The sequence below is a fragment of the Phenylobacterium sp. J426 genome (assembly GCF_024699945.1).
GTDB lineage: Bacteria > Pseudomonadota > Alphaproteobacteria > Caulobacterales > Caulobacteraceae > Phenylobacterium.
Genome location: NZ_JAJOMY010000001.1, coordinates 3,100,298 through 3,117,385 on the forward strand (window position 1 = coordinate 3,100,298; position 17,088 = coordinate 3,117,385).

The 17,088-nt window shown below is 68.5% G+C and carries 21 protein-coding genes and 1 pseudogene; 12 read left to right on the plus strand and 10 right to left on the minus strand.

All coding sequences use genetic code 11. The annotated features are described in order from the left end of the window. The first annotated feature begins 54 nt into the window (after positions 1-54). Complete coding sequence (locus LRS10_RS16325; RefSeq protein WP_257838191.1) at positions 55-420, plus strand: Kazal-type serine protease inhibitor family protein; 366 nt, start codon at positions 55-57, stop codon at positions 418-420. On the opposite strand, the gene LRS10_RS16330 is transcribed toward LRS10_RS16325, so the two are convergent. The 3 genes and pseudogenes from LRS10_RS16330 to LRS10_RS16340 all read right to left on the minus strand — a co-directional run bounded on the left by LRS10_RS16330 (position 417) and on the right by LRS10_RS16340 (position 2,818). Then, on the minus strand, positions 417-914 hold the full coding sequence (locus tag LRS10_RS16330) for a DUF3237 domain-containing protein (RefSeq protein ID WP_257838192.1): 498 nt from the start codon (positions 912-914) through the stop codon (positions 417-419). The two genes, LRS10_RS16325 and LRS10_RS16330, sit on opposite strands and share 4 nt — an antisense overlap. 106 nt (positions 915-1,020) lie before the next feature. Further along, positions 1,021-2,431: pseudogene (gene glnA / locus LRS10_RS16335) on the minus strand (type I glutamate--ammonia ligase). 48 nt (positions 2,432-2,479) lie between these two features. Continuing rightward, entirely contained in the window at positions 2,480-2,818 is a 339-nt protein-coding gene (locus tag LRS10_RS16340; RefSeq protein WP_257838193.1) for a P-II family nitrogen regulator, read from the minus strand. 239 nt (positions 2,819-3,057) lie between these two features. On the opposite strand from LRS10_RS16340, the gene LRS10_RS16345 reads away from it, so the two are divergent. From LRS10_RS16345 to LRS10_RS16355, 3 genes are read left to right on the plus strand one after another with little or no spacing between them, the layout of a single operon-like run. After that, positions 3,058-4,599 carry an acetyl-CoA acetyltransferase gene (locus LRS10_RS16345; protein ID WP_257838194.1) on the plus strand — a complete coding sequence of 514 codons (1,542 nt, stop codon included), beginning with the start codon at positions 3,058-3,060 and terminating at the stop codon, positions 4,597-4,599. Between the two features lie 6 nt (positions 4,600-4,605). After that, positions 4,606-5,175: a histidine phosphatase family protein gene (locus LRS10_RS16350; RefSeq protein ID WP_257838195.1), complete on the plus strand. Its 570-nt coding sequence runs from the start codon at positions 4,606-4,608 to the stop codon at positions 5,173-5,175. Positions 5,176-5,204: 29 nt separating this feature from the next. Continuing rightward, on the plus strand, positions 5,205-6,623 hold the full coding sequence (locus tag LRS10_RS16355) for an NAD(P)H-hydrate dehydratase (protein ID WP_257839189.1): 1,419 nt from the start codon (positions 5,205-5,207) through the stop codon (positions 6,621-6,623). Here LRS10_RS16355 and LRS10_RS16360 read toward each other — a convergent pair. Next, positions 6,620-7,459, minus strand: a complete 840-nt coding sequence (locus LRS10_RS16360; RefSeq protein ID WP_257838196.1) for an HAD family hydrolase — start codon at positions 7,457-7,459, stop codon at positions 6,620-6,622. The genes LRS10_RS16355 and LRS10_RS16360 overlap by 4 nt on opposite strands. A 225-nt stretch (positions 7,460-7,684) precedes the next feature. Continuing rightward, on the minus strand, positions 7,685-8,707 hold the full coding sequence (locus LRS10_RS16365) for a lysylphosphatidylglycerol synthase domain-containing protein (RefSeq protein ID WP_257838197.1): 1,023 nt from the start codon (positions 8,705-8,707) through the stop codon (positions 7,685-7,687). An 86-nt stretch (positions 8,708-8,793) separates the two neighbouring features. Here LRS10_RS16365 and LRS10_RS16370 point away from each other — a divergent pair, with 86 nt between their 5' ends. Further along, positions 8,794-9,465 (plus strand): BON domain-containing protein, encoded by a 672-nt coding sequence (locus LRS10_RS16370; protein WP_257838198.1) that lies wholly within the window; start codon positions 8,794-8,796, stop codon positions 9,463-9,465. Between the two features lie 4 nt (positions 9,466-9,469). Here LRS10_RS16370 and LRS10_RS16375 read toward each other — a convergent pair whose 3' ends face one another. Continuing rightward, positions 9,470-9,880, minus strand: a complete 411-nt coding sequence (locus tag LRS10_RS16375; RefSeq protein WP_257838199.1) for a hypothetical protein — start codon at positions 9,878-9,880, stop codon at positions 9,470-9,472. A gap of 68 nt (positions 9,881-9,948) precedes the next feature. On the opposite strand from LRS10_RS16375, the gene LRS10_RS16380 reads away from it, so the two are divergent. Then, entirely contained in the window at positions 9,949-10,266 is a 318-nt protein-coding gene (locus LRS10_RS16380) for a polyhydroxyalkanoic acid system family protein (RefSeq protein WP_257838200.1), read from the plus strand. A 64-nt stretch (positions 10,267-10,330) separates the two neighbouring features. Beyond that, a complete protein-coding gene (locus LRS10_RS16385) occupies positions 10,331-10,732 on the plus strand; it encodes a hypothetical protein (protein ID WP_257838201.1) in 402 nt (133 codons plus the stop codon). Here LRS10_RS16385 and LRS10_RS16390 read toward each other — a convergent pair. From LRS10_RS16390 to LRS10_RS16400, 3 genes are all read right to left on the minus strand, one after another. Then, complete coding sequence (locus LRS10_RS16390; RefSeq protein WP_257838202.1) at positions 10,682-11,254, minus strand: YihY/virulence factor BrkB family protein; 573 nt, start codon at positions 11,252-11,254, stop codon at positions 10,682-10,684. The genes LRS10_RS16385 and LRS10_RS16390 overlap by 51 nt on opposite strands. Beyond that, the gene (locus LRS10_RS16395; RefSeq protein WP_257838203.1) at positions 11,251-11,673 is read right to left on the minus strand and encodes a YihY/virulence factor BrkB family protein; all 423 of its coding nucleotides are present in this window, start codon (positions 11,671-11,673) and stop codon (positions 11,251-11,253) included. The genes LRS10_RS16390 and LRS10_RS16395 overlap by 4 nt, the downstream gene beginning before the upstream one ends. Positions 11,674-11,866: 193 nt before the next feature. Then, entirely contained in the window at positions 11,867-13,744 is a 1,878-nt protein-coding gene (locus tag LRS10_RS16400) for an ABC-F family ATP-binding cassette domain-containing protein (RefSeq protein ID WP_257839190.1), read from the minus strand. Positions 13,745-13,998: 254 nt separating this feature from the next. Here LRS10_RS16400 and ndk point away from each other — a divergent pair, with 254 nt between their 5' ends. Both ndk and LRS10_RS16410 read left to right on the plus strand, forming a co-directional pair. Then, the gene (ndk, locus tag LRS10_RS16405; RefSeq protein WP_257838204.1) at positions 13,999-14,418 is read left to right on the plus strand and encodes a nucleoside-diphosphate kinase; all 420 of its coding nucleotides are present in this window, start codon (positions 13,999-14,001) and stop codon (positions 14,416-14,418) included. Between the two features lie 76 nt (positions 14,419-14,494). Next, complete coding sequence (locus LRS10_RS16410; protein WP_257838205.1) at positions 14,495-14,854, plus strand: DUF6481 family protein; 360 nt, start codon at positions 14,495-14,497, stop codon at positions 14,852-14,854. Between the two features lie 9 nt (positions 14,855-14,863). On the opposite strand, the gene LRS10_RS16415 is transcribed toward LRS10_RS16410, so the two are convergent. Continuing rightward, the gene (locus LRS10_RS16415) at positions 14,864-15,076 is read right to left on the minus strand and encodes a hypothetical protein (RefSeq protein WP_257838206.1); all 213 of its coding nucleotides are present in this window, start codon (positions 15,074-15,076) and stop codon (positions 14,864-14,866) included. A 227-nt stretch (positions 15,077-15,303) separates the two neighbouring features. Between LRS10_RS16415 and LRS10_RS16420 the strand changes: the two genes are divergently transcribed. The 3 genes from LRS10_RS16420 to LRS10_RS16430 all read left to right on the plus strand — a co-directional run bounded on the left by LRS10_RS16420 (position 15,304) and on the right by LRS10_RS16430 (position 17,086). Then, the gene (locus tag LRS10_RS16420) at positions 15,304-15,942 is read left to right on the plus strand and encodes a DsbA family protein (RefSeq protein WP_257838207.1); all 639 of its coding nucleotides are present in this window, start codon (positions 15,304-15,306) and stop codon (positions 15,940-15,942) included. Positions 15,943-16,037: 95 nt separating this feature from the next. Further along, positions 16,038-16,655: an ATP-dependent Clp protease proteolytic subunit gene (locus LRS10_RS16425; protein WP_257838208.1), complete on the plus strand. Its 618-nt coding sequence runs from the start codon at positions 16,038-16,040 to the stop codon at positions 16,653-16,655. Between the two features lie 140 nt (positions 16,656-16,795). Continuing rightward, entirely contained in the window at positions 16,796-17,086 is a 291-nt protein-coding gene (locus LRS10_RS16430) for a hypothetical protein (RefSeq protein ID WP_257838209.1), read from the plus strand. The last annotated feature ends 2 nt before the right edge of the window (positions 17,087-17,088 follow it).

The following is a 17,088-nucleotide window of genomic DNA, read 5'->3' on the forward strand; positions in this document are numbered from 1 at the left end:
GCCCCGCTTGCTCGGAACGACGTTAGGATGGCGTGCGTCTGCCGGGAGGACCCCATGATCGCAGCCAAATGCCTGACGAGCCTCATCGTGGCCGCCGCCCTGGGCCTGGCAGGGTGCCAACAGTCCACCGCCTCGACCGAGCCGCCCGCCGGCCCGCCGCCGAGCCGCGCCGTGGACACCGGGGGCGCCTGCGGCGGCATCGCCGGCTTCGCCTGCCGCGACGCCGACGACTATTGCCGGATGGCCACCGGCACGTGCCGCGTGGCTGACAACATGGGCGTCTGCATGACGAAGCGGCCCATCTGCACCCGGGAGTACCGCCCGGTCTGCGGATGCGACGGCAAGACCTACGGCAACGCCTGCGAGGCCAACGCCGCGGGGGTCAGCCTGGCGTCCGAGGGCGAGTGCGGCGCGGGTTAGGGGATTTCGTAGATGTGGTGGCGCACACCGTTCGCGAGTCGTTCGCCGACCCCCACCGCCAGCATCGCGTTCAGCCAGTCGTAGCGCCGGTCTGAGGTCTCGAAGACCGGCGCGATGCGCAGCCGGTATCGGCTGGGGTCGACCTGCGGTTGGGCCGGATCGCGAAACGCCTGGGCGACTTCCGGAGGGATCCACGTGCGGCCGGTGTAGGTGACGTAGATCAGCGCCCCGTCGTCCGTCTTCCAGATGCAGCGCGCGTCGAACGTGCCGGTCGCTGCGCCGTCCTGGCCGGCCCCGGTCGTCGACCAGTTGCCGCCGCCGGGCAGGATCTCGCCCCTCAGCCGCGGTCCCTCGAAGCGGCCGCCGGTGATGTAGCCGATCCGTCGGGTGGTCCAGGGCGAGGCGCCCAGGTCCAGGATCCCGTCCACCTCGAAGCGGGCGACGCACAGCGGGTGTCCGACCAGCGTCCGGTCGCCGAACTCGAATTCCGACATGGCGCGCCTCCTGCGCCGATCAACCGCGGGTGACCGAGCGGCAGCCAAAGGAAAAAGGGCCGCGGATCGCTCCGCGGCCCTTCCAATGCGTCTCAGGAAGTCTCGTCTAGCACGTGTAGTACATGGCGAATTCCACCGGGTGCGGGTGGAGCTGAAGGCGCATGACCTCTTCCATCTTCAGCTCGATGTAGCTGTCGATGAAGTCGTCATCCATGACGCCGCCCTTCTTGAGGAAGGCGCGGTCCTTATCCAGGCTCTCCAGCGCTTCGCGCAGCGAGCCGCAGACTTCCGGAACCTTCTTCTGCTCGCGGGGCGGCAGGTCGTAGAGGTTCTTGTCCATGGCCGGGCCGGGATCGATCTTGTTCTCGATGCCGTCGAGGCCCGCCATCAGCAGGGCCACGAAGGTGAGGTACGGATTGCCCATCGGATCGGGGAAGCGAGCCTCGATGCGCTTCGCCTTGGGGCTGTCGACGTGCGGGATGCGGATCGACGCCGAGCGGTTGCGCGACGAGTAGGCCAGCTTCACCGGGGCTTCGTAGCCCGGCACCAGGCGCTTGTACGAGTTGGTGGTCGAGTTGGAGAAGGCGTTGATCGCCTTGGCGTGCTTGATGATGCCGCCGATGTACCAGAGGCACATGTCCGACAGGCCCGCGTACTTGTCGCCCGCGAACAGCGGCTTGCCGTCCTTCCAGATCGACTGGTGCACGTGCATGCCCGAGCCGTTGTCGCCGAACATCGGCTTGGCCATGAAGGTGGCCGTCTTGCCGTACGCGTGGGCCACGTTGTGGATCACGTACTTATAGAGCTGCATCCGGTCGGCCATGGTGATCAGCTCGTCGAACTTGAGGCCAAGTTCGTGCTGGGCCGGCGCGACCTCGTGGTGATGCTTCTCGGGCTTCATGCCGAGTTCGCCCATCACCGCCAGCATCTCGCCGCGCAGGTCCTGGCCGCTGTCCACCGGGTTCACCGGGAAGTAGCCGCCCTTCGGGCCCGGACGATGGCCCATGTTGCCTTCCGGATAGGCCTTGGCCGACGACACCGGCAGCTCGGTCGAGTCGTACGAGTACCGCGTGTCATGGGGGGGCGGTGTTCCACTGCACGTCGTCGAACACGAAGAACTCGGCCTCGGGGCCGAAGTAGACCGTGTCGCCCACGCCGGCCGACTTCACGTAGGCCAGCGCCGCCTTGGCGATCGAGCGCGGGTCGCGGTTGTAGGGCGTGTTGGTGTCGGGGTTCACGACGTCGCAGAACAGGACGAGCGTGGTCTGCTGGTAGAAGGGATCGATGTGGGCCGAGGCGAGATCCGGCCGCAGCTTCATGTCGGACTCGTTGATGGCCTTCCAGCCGGCGATCGACGAGCCGTCGAACATGGTGCCGTCCGTCAGGAAGTCCTCGTCCACGAGGTCGATGTCGAAGGTGACGTGCTGCATCTTGCCCTTCACGTCGGTGAAGCGCACGTCGACGTACTTGACGTCCTTTTCCTTGATCTGGTCCAGGATGTCCTTCGCGGAAGCCATGTCGTTATCCCCTTGAGATGGTCTCGATCGGTGCGAGCTGGATTGAGGTCAGATGGCGACGGAGCCGGTCTCGCCGGTGCGGATGCGCATGACGTCCAGCACCTCCGAGACGAAGATCTTGCCGTCGCCGATGCGGCCGGTGCGGGCGGCGGCCGAGATGGCCTCGAGGGCCCGCGGCGCCTGGTCGTCGGCGACCACGACCTCGATCTTGATCTTGGGCAGGAAGTCCACGACGTACTCCGCGCCGCGGTAGAGCTCCGTCTGGCCCTTCTGGCGGCCATAGCCCTTGGCCTCGATGACCGTCATGCCCTGGACGCCCAGCTCCTGCAGGGCCTCCTTCACCTCGTCCAGCTTGAACGGCTTGATGATGGCTTCGATCTTTTTCATGGCTCAGCTTCTTGGCGGAGCGGCGTGCGCCGCCCCCGCGATTGGCCCGGACGGAGCACGCGGCGGCCGGCCGCCACAAGGAAACTCGGTTGCTTGCCGCGACGGCCGCCTGGGAAAATGGATCGTCGCCTAAAAATAAGGCGCCATGGGATCAAAAAACGGTCAGTCCGGAAAACGCCCGGCAAGGCGGCTTTCCTGGCCTAGGATGACCGATCAGCACGTTTGGAGGCGGGTCAGGCATGGGTGATCGCACCCCGGTTCTCATCGGAGCGGGTCAATTCACGTATCGGGGCGATCCGGCCTCGTCGCCGTCGCCGACGGCGCTGCTGAAGATTGCGGCGGAACGCGCGGCCCTGGACGCGGGCCTCGGCCCGGCCGGCCTGGCGGCGATCGACGCCCTGGCGGTGGTCGGCTTCACCATCGATGCGCCCGGGTCGAAGCGGGGCATGATCCCGCACTCGAACAATCCGCCGGCAAACCTCGCCAGGCAGATCGGCGCCCGGCCGCGCTGGAGCGTCTATTCCGAGATGGGCGGCAATACGCCCCAGTACCTGATCAACACGCTCGCCCAGAAGATCGCCCGCGGCGAGGCGGAGCTGGCGCTCACCGTCGGGTGCGAGTTCCTCGGCTCGGCCATGAAGCGCGCGACCCGTGGCCTGTCCTTCGACGACTGGAAGGCCGACGAGCCCGAGGACCTGCCGCCGCCCGAGCGGATCGGCGACCCGCGGCCCGGCGTCACCGCGTATGAGGCCCGTCACGGCCTGGACCGGCCGATCAATATCTATCCGCTGTTCGAAAACGCGCTGCGGGCCCGTGACGGACGCTCGATCCCGGATCACCAGCGCCGGATGGGCGAGCTGTTCTCGCGCTTCAGCGAGGTGGCCAAGGACAATCCTGACGCCTGGTTCCAGGTCGCGCGCTCGGCGGAAGAGATCGCCACGGTCTCCGAGAAGAACCGGATGATCGGCTTTCCGTACCCGAAGCTGATGAACGCCATCATGGAGGTCGATCAGTCGGCCGCCGTCATCGTCGCCAGCGAGGCCAAGGCGCGTGAGTTGGGCGTGCCCGAAGACAAGTGGGTCTATCTGCACGGCTGCGCCGACGCCGCCGACCTGTGGCACCCGCTGGACCGGCAGAACTTTCACTCGAGTCCCGCCATGCGGCGCACCGGCCAGAAGGCGCTTGAAATGGCGGGGATCGATCTCGACCAGATCGACCTGATCGATCTCTATTCCTGCTTCCCCGTGGCGGTGGAGATCGGCGCCGAGGAGTTGGGCCTGTCGCTTGACGATCCGCGCGGCCTGACGGTGACCGGCGGGCTGCCGTATGCCGGCGGACCGGGCAACAACTACGTCATGCACTCGGTCGCGGTGATCATGGAAAAGCTCCGCCGTCGGCCCGGTCAGTACGGCCTGATCACCGGCAACGGCTGGTACCTGACAAAGCAGTCCACCGGCGTCTACTCCACCAGGCGTCCGGACAAGCCGTTCGAGCGCGAGGATCCCGCGATCCTGCAGCGGGAGATCGACGCCCTGCCGCACCCCGAGATCGCCGAGCGTCCGGAGGGCCGCGGCGTCATCGAGACCTACACCGTCGTCCACAAGCGCGAGGGACCGTTCATGGCCATCGTTGTGGGGCGCGACGAGGCCGGCCGCCGCTTCGCCGCGAATACGCCCTCGGATGCAGCGCTGCTGTCGGGTATGGAGACCACGGAACAGGTCGGCCGGCCGGGAACGGTGCGGGTCGGCCCGGACGGGATCAACATATTCACACCGGACTAGCCCCGCATGGCGCGCCTATACCTGATCCGTCACGCACGGCCGTCCTCCACCTGGGGCGGCCACGACGACGATCCGGGGCTGGACGCGCAGGGCCAGGCGCAGGCCCAGGCGGCGCGGGACTGGTTGCTTGCATTGCCCGAGGCCGAGCGGCCCCGCCGGGTGGTGAGTTCACCGTTGCGCCGGTGTCGGGAGACGGCCGAGCCCACCGCCCAGGCCCTGGGTGTCGAGATCGAGATCGACGCCTTGGTGGGCGAGATCCCGACGCCCGGCGGGCTGGCCCACGACCAGCGGCCCGAATGGTTGCGGAAGGCGTTCGGCGGAACATGGGCCGAGATCGAGGGAGACCTCGACTACGATGCTTGGCGCGGCGCCGTCCTGGAGGCGTTGCGTCATCGCGGCGACACGGCGGTCTTCTCGCACTACGTGGCGATAAACGCCGTGGTGTCGCGTCTGACCGGCGATGATCGGGTGCTGGCCTTCCGGCCCGACCACGCCTCGATCACGGTCCTCGAGATCGGCGACGGGGACATCCAGCTGGTGGCGCGTGGGGCCGAAGCCCAGACGAGCGTGCTGTGAGGTCCCGCCCGATCCTGACGGTCGCTGAGATGACGGCCGCCGATCGCGCGGCGATCGAGGCGGGCACGCCGGGCGAGGTGCTGATGGAGCGCGCCGGCGCAGCGGTGGCCGACGCGATCTGCGCCAGATTCCGGCCGCAGCCGACCGTGGTGCTCTGCGGCCCGGGGAACAACGGCGGCGATGGCTATGTGGTCGCGCGTCTGCTGAAGGCCCGCGGCTGGCCTGCGGAGGTGAGGGCGCTCGCCGATCCCGCGACCGACGACGCCAGGGCCATGGCCGCGCGATGGGAGGGTCCGGTGCGCGCGCTGGATGGCGAGGCGGTGCAGGGCCTGGTCGTCGACGCGCTTTTCGGCGCAGGTCTCGCGCGGCCCCTCGACGGCGTGGCCCTGGCGGTCGCCCAACGCCTCGCGGCCCGGCCAGACAAGGTGGTCGCCATCGACGTTCCCAGCGGCCTGCCGGGCGACACGGGTCAGCCCCAAGGGCAGGCGGTGCAAGCCGCCCTGACCGTGACCTTCCACGCCCGCAAGCCGGCCCATGTGCTCGAGCCGGGCCGCAGCCTCTGTGGTGAGGTGGTCGTGGCCGACATCGGGCTCGGCGAGACGCCGAGTCGGCTGTCGGAAAACGGGGCGGAGCTCTGGCTCCATCGCTTTCCGTGGCCGACGGCGGCCTCCCACAAGCACGAGCGGGGCCGGCTGATCGTGGTGAGCGGCGACGCCTGGAGCACAGGAGCCGCACGCCTGGCGTCGCGCGCCGGTCTCCGCATCGGCGCCGGGCTGGTCACGGTGCTGTCGCCGAGCGAGGCGCTGGCCTCGAACGCGTCGCACCTCGAGGCCGTCATGCTGCGCCCCTTCGACACCGATGCGGAACTGGAACAGGCTGCGGCGGACGTCGACGCGGCGGTCATCGGACCGGCCGCGGGCGTCGACGAAGGTACGTTGCTGAATGTCCTTGCGCTTGCCCGCACCGGCGCCGCCCTGGTGCTGGACGCCGACGCCATCACCGTCTTCCGCGACGACCCGGAGGAGCTCTTCTCGGTCCTCGATCGGGACGACGTGCTTACGCCTCATCCGGGCGAATTCGAACGCCTCTTCCCCGGCCTGATGAAGGGTTCGCCCGAGCGGGTGACGGCGGCGCGCGAGGCGGCGCGCCGCGCAGGTGCGGTCGTGTTGCTGAAGGGCGCGGACACCGTGGTCGCGGCCCCGGACGGTCGGGCGGCGGTAAACGTGAACGGGTCGCCCTGGCTGGCCACGGCCGGCTCCGGCGACGTGCTGGCGGGCTTCATCGGCGGCCTGGTGGCCCAAGGCATGGAGAGTTTCGAGGCCGCCTGCGCCGGGGCCTGGATCCACGCCGAGGCGGCCGAGCTGTTCGGGCCGGGCCTGATCTCGGAGGACCTGCCGGGTCTCGCGCCGGCGGTGCTGCGGCGCCTTTACGAGGAGCGGCTGGGCTAGTCGAAAAGGTCGGCCCGCACGCCTCGGGCCATCTCCGCCAGGATGTCGGCGGCGAGTCCGTCCAACTCCGAGCCTTCCCGGTAGTCGCCGCCGGCCGCCAGCCGCGCCCGGCCGTCCTTGATCAGCTTGTCGGCCGCGGCCTCGGTGATCGGCGTTTCGGGGTCGTACACCGCCACCGGGTGGCCGCCGTGGTCGGTCATCACCCGCATGACCGGGATGTCGGTGAGCCCGTCGCCGAAAAACGCGATGCGACTGAACGGCACCGCCCGGTCGCGGTCGGGCTGGACGGCGTTGATCGCGTCATTGTCCCACTCGTCCAGCGTCCACTTGTTGATCCGGAAGAGGTACTGGGTCTTGCCCGTGTAGTTGATGGCCAGCGCCGCCCCCACCGCTTCGTCCTCGGCGTTGAACATGAAGGCGGAGGCGTAGATCCGCTCGAACCGGTCGGCGATCGGCGAGCCCTCGATGAGCTCCCGGTTGCCCGACGAGATGATGAAGTGGCGCAGATCCAGGCCGAGCGCCTCGGCGCGGGCGTTCTGGCGGCCGAACCAGTCCTCAACGCCCGGGAACAGCCGCAGGCTGGCCCCGCGCTTGCGCCAGCTGTCGCGCGACAACTCCAGGTCTTTCTCACGGGCCTTTTCCAGCATGAGGTGCATGTAGGCCAGGATGCCGTCGCCGCGCTGCGCCTCGGCCAGCCGCCGGGTCTCGGCCCAGAACTCGGCGTGGTCCAGGCCCAGCTCATCGGGAATGAACGCGTGCTCCTGCATGTTGCCGGGCGCCAGCGTGCCGTCGAAATCGTAGGCGAAAACCGCCAGGGGCCGTGGAGAAGCGTTCATCGCCGCTTCCTAGCCGATCGCGCCTTAACGGGCGATGCGCACCTGCAACACCCGAGCTTTGATGCTCCGGGTCGGGATCGTCGAACCCCGTTCGGCGTTCTGGCCGCATGGAAGGAAACGACACCATATCGGAGCTGGTGGCCGAGCTCAGGAGAGCGGTCATCGAGGCGGAGCGGGATCGCCCGCAACGCGAGATCGACCCGCCCGAGGCGCTTTCGAAGGCCGTTAACCCGGACCGCGCCGCCGCATAGCGTCAGCCGTCAGGGCGATGCCGGCGATCAGCAGCGGGAGCAGGAAGAAGGCGAGTCGATAGCCGAGGAAGCCCGCGGCGAGCGGGGCCGGCGGCACGCTGGCGAGCAGCGCCGACATCGAGCCCTCGAACACGCCGACGCCGCCCGGCACGTGCGAGATCAACCCGACCACGACGGACGGGGCGTACGCCCCCACGAAGCTGAAGTAGCCCACCGAGCCCTCGGGCAGGAGCGTCCAGATGATGCCGGCCGCCACGGCGTTGTCGAACGCGCCGAGCCCGATCTGCGCCAGCGCCACGCGCCAGGAGGGCAGCTTGAGACGGTAGCCGAACGCGCGGAGCGGCTGCTTGAGGTTCGCGCACAGCGCCACATAGGTGGCCACGGCGCCGAGCAGCAGGATGCCGAGGCTGTCGGCGACGGGACCGGCGATCCGGGTCGCTGCGTTGTGGTGCCCCTCCGCCGCCAGGAGGCTGACGCCGGCCAAAGCCGAAAGGCCGACGGCGAAGGATACGCCGTGGAACACGGTCGTCGCCGCCACCTGCTTCAGCGACACGCCGAACCGGCTGTAGAACCGCGCCCGCACCGCGCCGGAGACGAGCAGGTTCGCCCCGAGCGTATGTCCGATGGCGTTGGCCAGGAAGGAGCCCCAGAGCGCAGGCGCGACCGGCAGCCGCGCGCCGGCCCATCTCAAGCCGAACCACTCCACCACGCCCATCAGCGTGAAACTGGCCGCCGAGAGGACCAGCGCCAGGGCGACGTCGAGATAGCCCCAGGCCCGCATCGCTGCGCCGACCTCGGCCGGGCTGACGTCTCGGAACTCGCGCCAGAGCACCAGAACCGCCGCCCCCAGAAGCAGGAAGGGCACGACATGCAGCGCCCAACGCTTGATCAGCGGAAAGAAGCGCGAGCCCTGGGTCTCCGGCAGCGCGGCGGCCAGATCCTCTTCCAGGTCTTCCAGACCCGGGGTGTGGGGCTCGGTGGGATCCTGGATCTGCACGGGAAGAGGTCTCCCTTGAGTCGGAACCGAAGACCACGGCGCAGGTTCTTGCCAGCGACCTCGGAGAAACCAAGACGGAGGCGATCATGGCCCGGGAAGACTGGCGGGACGAGCACCACGAGCGGGACCGCGCATGGCGCGCGGAGCCGCGTGACCGTGACGATTTCGGCCAAGCGGACTACTCCACCGACTTCGCCTACGATTCTCGGACGCGCACGGGCTACCGCGCCGACGAGACGATCCGCGCTCGCCGCGACGACTACGGCCAGGCCGACTACACCACGGACTGGGCCTATGATCCCGAGCGCGGGCGGCCCTACCGGCGCTTCTCCAGCGAAGATCGCAGCTACGAACCGCGCGAGCCGTCGCGCTCCTGGAAGGATCGCGCGAGCGAATTCTTCGGCGGCCGCAGCCGCGATGAGGACGAGCGCCGGTTCGATGACGCTCGCCGGCTGGACGATGGGCGCGGCTATGACGCTGAGCGTCGCTACGACGAAGAACGGCGGTCGCGGCGCCGACGCGGTTCGTCGGATCGCGTGCTCTGGGCCGTGATCATGGAGCGGCTCGAGGACGACCGCCGGATCGACATGCGCGACGTGGACGTCATCGTCGAGGACGGAGAGGTCACGCTGAACGGCACCGTCCGCCGCAAGGAGGACAAGCGTCGCATCGAAGACGTGGCCGACATCGACGGGGTGCGGAACGTGCAGAACAATCTGCGCCTACGCGACCGTGATCGCGGGTGGACCTTCCTCTAGAGACCTAGGCCGGGGTCCGCGGGAACCGCCGCCGGAAGCGCTCTACGACGATGGGCGCGAAGGCGGCGGCCAGCCCCCCCAGATCGGCCACCCAGTTGTCCACCAGCGGGCCGAACGGCGCCCCCGACAGGAGGTGCGAGGCCTCGAGCACGGTCGCGAACAGGAAGTAGCCAGCCGCGATCCGCCGCAGGCGCGTGCGCGGCATGGCCGCCAGGCCGGCGAGGGCGGCGACGTAGAAGGCTGCGAAGTGCTGCAGATAGTGCGACTTCACGAAATCCGGGACCATCGACGGCGGCAGGAAGACCGCCACGACGATGGCGAGGATGGCGCCGACGAACGCCAGGCGTGCGAGAACGGCCAGCAGTCCACTGTCGGGATACCGGCCGTCGCCGAGAAGGGTGGTGTCCTGTTCCATCAGCCGCGACCCTAGGGCGAGAGGGCCTGCGTCGGAACCCCCGGCCCAGGCTCAGCCGTTGAAGCGCCATGAGCAAACCCGTCGTCGTCAACATTCCCCACCAGCTCGGCCGCGCCGAAGCCCGTCGCCGGATCGACGAGGGCATCGGCCGCCTGACCCAGCAGTTCGCCGCCATGGGCGAAACGCGCCATGCATGGGAGGGCGACATCCTTCGCTTCGCCGTCGCAGCCATGGGCCAGGAGGTGAACGGTTCGGTCGACGTGCGGGACCAGGAGGTCGTCCTCCAGGTCACGCTGCCGGGCTTCCTGGCGATGATCGCCAGCAAGGTCAAAGGCCGTATCCAGAAGGAGGGACAGATCCTGCTGGAGGACAAGCGGAAGGCCTGACCGCGGCAACCCGGGAGCCGTCCCAGGGGTTTAGCGGCTGAGCTTTAAGCAGGAGGGTTCCCCAATGCCGAACCGGCAGACCGAAGACGAGGCCAAGCGCGCGTTCACCCACGGGTCGAGCGGGGCTACGGCGGACATGGCCAGCGACAAGGGCGGCGCGCTGGAAGAGCACCGCCACATCGACGCGCCCCACATCCGATCGGCCGAGCCGCTGAAGGAAGGCGAGAAGCCCGACCACATGGCCGAACGCGAGGCCCAGGCCGAGGACCGGCAGGAGGCGCTGCTGGACGAGGCGATCGAGGAGACCTTCCTCGGGCTCGGATCCGATCAGCCCGAAGCACATCACCTGAACCCGCCTGAGCCGAGCTCATCAACGTTCGAAGGCGCCCCGGCGATGGCCGCGGGCGCCTTCCTGCTACTGGGCCTCGCCCACGGTGTCGGCCATCACCGCGCCCCGGACTCCTAGGGGCTGCTCCGGTCCGACGGTGGTGTCCTGGACGGTCTGGTGTTCGATCTCGGAGTTCAGCTCGGCGCCAAGCAGCACGACCTGGGCCGAGAAGTAGAGCCACATCATGAAGCCGATGGCCGCGCCCAGCGAGCCGTAGGTCTTCTCGTAGTTGGCGAAGTTGGCCACGTAGATCGAGAACGCGGCCGAGGCGATCACCCACAGCACCATGGCCGCTGCGCTGCCGGGCGTAATCCAGCGCCAGCGCACCCGGTCCCGGCTCGGACCGAAGCGGTAGAGGAGGGCGAGGCCCACCGCCAGGGCGAGCAGCAGGGCGGGGTAGGTGATCCAACGGAACATGGCGGCGGCTCCGGCGCCGGCGAACGGCTCGATGGCGGCCGGCGCTGCGAGGACGGCGATTGCGCTCAGGCCGAACAGCAGGAAGCCCACCGTGAAGGCGAGCGACGTCGCGGTCTTGCGGACGAACCCCCGCTTCTCCTTCTCGTCGTAAGCGATGTTCATGGCGGTGATCATGGCCTTCATCGCCCCGTTGGCGCTCCAGATCGACAGCAGCAGGCCGCCGACGAAGGCCAGCGACAGGCCCCCTCGTTGCCCGTCGACAGCCGGACGAGTTGCTCGCCCACCAGGCGCAGGGTGTCCGGGGGCAGGATGACCGACAGCACCTCCAGGTGCCGCTGGGCCTGGGCGACATCCGCGAAGAGGCCATACAGCGCAGCGAAGGCGCCGAGGGCCGGGAAGAGCGCCAGCAGGGTGTAGAACGTGACCCCGGCCGCGACGAGCGGGGCCTGGTCGTCCCCGAACTCCTTCCAAGAGCGGATCAGGATGTCCTTCCACCCCTTCGCGGGGATCTCGGCGGGACTTTCGGCGTGGCGGCCGCGGCTCGTGTCGTGAAGCTGCGCCGGATCGTCCGTGCTGCGGTTTGGGTTGGCCGCGTCGCTCACGCCTTCGGAAGCGCCAGTCCGCGGTGGGGGGCGGCAGCCCGGAAGGGCGGCGCGCGGCCGCTGGCGTCCGCGGCATCAGGGCGAGGCCGGCGAGAACGAGAAACGGGGCGGCCTTGCGGAGCGCCTGAGCCATGTACGCGACCTCCTGAAACAGCGGGGCTGCAACAGGCCGGCGAGGGCCGAGGTTCCCGGCTTAGGCTTTCAGCGCCTCGTAGGCTTCCTGAGCCTCCAGCCATTCCAGCTCGGCCGCCTCGACCGCCGCTTGGGCCGCGTCCCGGCGGCGACCCAGCTCGGCCGCCTTGCCGGGGTCCTTCGCAAACACCTGCGGATCGGTGAGGGCGCGGTCGATGTCCGCGAGCCGCTGCGTGGCCTGGGCAAGCGCCGTCTCGGCGGCCTCGGCGCGCCGGCGGGCTGAGCCGGTCGGGACCTTGATCTTCGGCGGCGCAGGTGGCGACGCCGGCTTGGGCGCCGCCTCGGCCTTGACCTGGGTGGGCGCGCGCGCCGCGACCCGGGCGCGGTCCAGAACGAACTGGGCGTACTCGTCCATGTCGCCGTCGAACGGCTGGATCGTTCCGTCGGCGGCCAGCCATAGCCGGTCGGCGACCAACTCCATCAAGGAGCGGTCGTGGGTGATCAGGATCACCGCGCCCTCGTAGTCGTTCAGCGCCTCCAGGAGCGCCCGGCGGCTGTCGATGTCCAGGTGGTTGGTCGGCTCGTCGAGGATCAGCAGGTGCGGCGCCTCCATGGCGACGAGGTTCAGCAGCAGGCGGGCTCGTTCTCCGCCGGACAGGCTGGAGACCTTCGTCTCGACCTTCTCGTAGCTGAAGCCGAACTGGGCGATCACCGAGCGGCGCTTGGCCTCAGTGGCGTCCGGCATGGCCCGACGGATGATCTCCAGCGGTGTGTCCTCCGGGTCCATCGCCTCGATCTGATGCTGGTGGAACCAGCCGACCTTCATCCGCTGCGAGCGGTGGAACTGACCCGATTCCACTGTCAGCGCGCCGGCCACAAGCTTGGCGAAGGTCGACTTGCCGGCTCCGTTGACGCCCAGCAGGCCGATGCGGTCGTCGATGTCGAGACGCAGGTTGAGCTTGTTCAGGATCGGCGGGCCGCCGTAGCCGACGACCGCATCCTCCAGCCGCAGCAGCGGCGGGGCCAGAGGACGCTCGGGCGATGGCAGCAGGAACGGCGCGACGTGCTCCTCGATCACCGCCGCCACCGGCGGCAGCTTGGCGATCGCCTTCAGGCGCGACTGGGCCTGGCGGGCCTTGGTCGCCTTGGCCCGGAAGCGGTCGACGAACGACTGCATGTGGGCGCGCTTGGCCTCGATCTTGGCGCGCGCCGCCTCCTGCAGCCGCAGCTTCTCGGCCAGTTGCCGCTCGAAGCTGTCGTAGCCGCCGGTGTAGAGCTCCAGCTTGCCGTCTTTCAGGTGGAGGATGTGATCCACCGAGTTGTTCAACAGTTCGCGGTCGTGGCTGATGACGATGGCGGTGTGCGGGTACTTCCGCAGCCGCGCCTCGAGCCAGAGCGCGCCCTCCAGGTCCAGATAGTTGGTCGGCTCGTCCAGCAGCAGCAGGTCGGGCTCGGCGAACAGGCTGGCCGCGAGCGCCACGCGCATCCGCCACCCGCCGGAGAACTCGGCCATGGGGCGAACGAGGTCGTCGTTCGAGAAACCCAGACCCGACAGGATTTCGGCGGCGCGGGACGGCGCCCGGTCGGCGTCGATCTCGATCAGCCGGTTGTAGATCTCGCCCATCTCCTCGGCCGGGGCGGTCTCCAGGCGCGCCAGCAGGGTCGCGCGCTCGACGTCAGCCGCCAGCACGGTGTCGAGCAGCGGAACCGGCGTCGCCGGATGCTCCTGGTCGACCGAGCCGATACGCGCAGCCTTCGGGAGGCTGATCTCGCCCGAGCCGAGGACGAGCTCGCCCAGGATCAGCTTGAACAGGGTGGACTTGCCCACGCCGTTGCGGCCCACGAGCCCCACCTTGGCGTCCTTGGGCAGGGACACGCCGGCGTGGTCGAAGAAGCGTCGCCCCCAGGCATCGAAGACGAGGTCGTTGATCTGAAGCATCGAGAGGAACTGAGGTGCAGGTTGGCGGGCGCGGACCGGCATGGGCCGGTCCCGCGTGTTCGAAGTCAGGTGGTTTTCAAGCCGCGCCGCCGCTGCCCTGACCAGACAGAGCGCGGCCCATAGCAGACGATCGACGGTTCGTCAGCGCCTGTTGCACCGCAGCGCCTTGGCGAAACGGGGTGTTTCCGCTATGGACGCGCCACCTCGCGGCGAGGCCCGCGATCCTCCCCCTTCGTCAAGAACAAGAAGACCCCATGACCGAACGCACCTTCTCGATCATCAAGCCGGACGCCACCCGTCGGAACCTGACCGGCAAGGTCAATGCGGTGATCGAGGACGCCGGCCTGCGCATCGTCGCCCAGAAGCGCATCCGCATGAGCCAGGCCCAGGCCGAGAAGTTCTACGAGATCCACAAGGAGCGCCCGTTCTTCGGCGAGCTCGTGGAGTTCATGACGTCGGCTCCGGTGGTCGTGCAGGTCCTCGAGGGCGACAACGCCGTCGCCAAGTACCGTGAGGTCATGGGCGCCACGAACCCGGCGCAGGCCGCCGACGGCACGATCCGCAAGCTGTACGCCGAAAGCGTCGGCGAGAACTCCGTCCACGGCTCGGACAGCCTCGAGAACGCCAAGCTCGAGATCGCCCAGTTCTTCTCGGACGACGAGATCGTCGGCTAAGCCCGACGCAACGACTTCGGCTCGGCGGCATTACCCCGCCGAGCCATTTCCTTCCTGACACCAATTCAAAGTGAGCATGCGAGAATCCAAGGTTATGCCTGGCTTCTCCGAGCGCCTTTCCGCACAGGCGGAAGCTCGGAAGGCCCTTCTAGAGAAGTTCAAGCCGAAGCCGACCGTCCGCGCGGAAGGCGAGGTGTTCGAGACCCGCGAGCAGCGCAAGGCGCGCGAGCTTGAGGAAGTCCGCGCCAAGCGCGCCGCCGAAAAGGAAGCCGCTCGCCTGGCCAAGGAAAAGGCCGAGGAGGACGCTCGTCTGGCGCGTGAGAACGACGAGGAGCTGCAGCTGGAGCTGAAGCGCGAAGAGCGCAAGGCCCGGAAGGCGGCGGCGAAGGCCGAGGCGCGCGCCAAGCGCGAGCTGAAGGCCCAGATGCGCCGCTAAGGCGCAGGCTCAGTCGTCGGCGGCGCCCGTCACCTTGCGGGACATCTCGCCGTAGTAGCCTTGGACGAGGAGCTCGACGGTTTCACCGCGCTCCTCGGCCTCGAAGGCCAGGTCCTTCGCCAGCTGGATTGCGGCGGAGCGCGAGAGGTCGTTTGCGACCGGCGCCCCGTCCCGGAAGACGGTCCAGTCGCCGTCCTTGAGCGTTACTGCGTATTGCACCATTCATAAGACCCCTGTGCGAACCTTCAGCGTACGAAATGCGCCGAAGGTTCCCGCAGCCGTCCCATCATGCTGCGTCGAAGCCGTTATTCGGCCGTGAAACGACGCCGGATGCAAATCTAGGTTGGCGCCGAGGCCGCCGTTCGCCTGCTCTTCTCAAATGACAGCCTGCGGCCATCTTCCCGTGACCTGACGCGGCTTCCCTGCGACACTCGAAGGCGGAGGTTTCGATGGCTTCTCCGCATCTCATCTACTTCGCCGATCCCATGTGCTCATGGTGCTACGGCTTCTCGCCGGTGGTGGAGGATATCCGCCGGGCGTTCGGCCGCGCGTTGCCGATCCGCGTCGTCATGGGTGGCCTTCGTCCGGGCACGGACAAGCCGATGACCGAGGAGGCCAAGGCGGAGCTCGCTGGGCACTGGTCCCATGTCCACGAGGCGACAGGACTGCCGTTCGACCGCGGCGCGCTGGACCACGAGGGCTTCCTCTACGACACCGATCCGGCGGCCCGGGCCGTGGTCGTGGTTCGCCGCGAGGGAGAGGAGCGGGCGGTAAGCTATCTCGGCCGCCTGCAGCGAGCGTTCTACGCCGAGGCGCAGGACATCACCTCAGGCGAGGTGCTCGCCGGCCTCGCCGCCGAGCTCGGCTTCGATCGCGGCCTCTTCCTGGAGCAATGGGGCTCGGAGGAAGCAAAGGCGGAAACCTGGCGGGACTACGCCGTCTCGCAGCGGGCTGGCGTAACAGGCTTCCCGACGCTCGTGGCCGGGCCGAACGAACAGGGCGCCTACGGCGTTGTCACGCGCGGCTATGCGCCGTCCGAACCGGTCGTCGCCACGCTCCAGGAGTGGATTTCACGCACTGTCGCCTGACCGGCGCCTTGCGCCGCCCCCGGGGGCGCGCGATATCGGAGGGGACGGCGCGCGCCCGGCCCGCGCCAAATGTCTCTGAAGGAAGCTTCCTCTCCATGCGTGATCCCGTCACCACCGCCCTGGGCCTCGTGCCGATGGTCGTCGAGCAGACGAGCCGGGGCGAGCGCGCCTACGACATCTTCTCCCGTCTGCTGAAGGACCGGATCGTGTTCCTCGCGGGTCCGGTCGAGGACGGCATGGCCAGCCTGATCTGCGCCCAGCTTCTCCATCTCGAGGCCGAGAACCCGAAGAAGGAGATCCAGATGTATATCAACTCGCCGGGCGGGGTGGTGACGTCGGGCCTCGCGATCTACGACACCATGCAGTACATCCGCTCGCCGGTGATCACCCTGTGCCTCGGCATGGCGGCCTCGATGGGCTCGTTCCTGCTGATGGCGGGCGAGAAGGGCAGCCGCATCGCGCTGCCGAACTCGCGGATCATGGTCCACCAGCCGTCGGGCGGCTACTCTGGCAAGGCGACGGACATCCAGCGCCACGCCGAGGACATCATCAAGACCAAGCGCCGGCTCAACGAGATCTACGCCAAGCACACCGGACAGCCGGTCGAGGTGGTCGAGGAGACGCTGGACCGCGACTACTTCATGACCGCCCAGGAGGCCAAGGATTGGGGTCTCGTGGATCACGTTTGGGAGAAGCGCGACAACGAGGGCTGATCCAGCCCCCAGCGACGAAATTCTGGCCCGGGCGACCCGCGTCGCCCGGGCCTTTTTCGTGTACGCCCAGGCGGTGCTCACATTTAGTTTAGCTGTGGCGGTGTTTGCGCGGCCGGTGACGTGGTCTATCTCGGTTCGTGATGAGGGACCTGAAGGATATCATTGAGCAGTTCGATCGATTTTCGACCGTCCTGATCGCAAGCAAGACTCCCGAGAATTCAGAGGGTGTTGTCGAAATACTCCTGGAAGCTGGGATCAATGTTGTTGGACCCGTAAGCCGCGCCAAGCATGCTCTGACGTTGGCGGCGCATTCGCCGATCGATCTGGCGTTGGTCACCGATGAGCTCGCTGGCGAGCGCAACGGTGCGGAGCTCGCCCGCTCGCTGGCGGATACGTGGGGCGTGCGCACGATCCCGCTCCCGGCGGCCTGAGC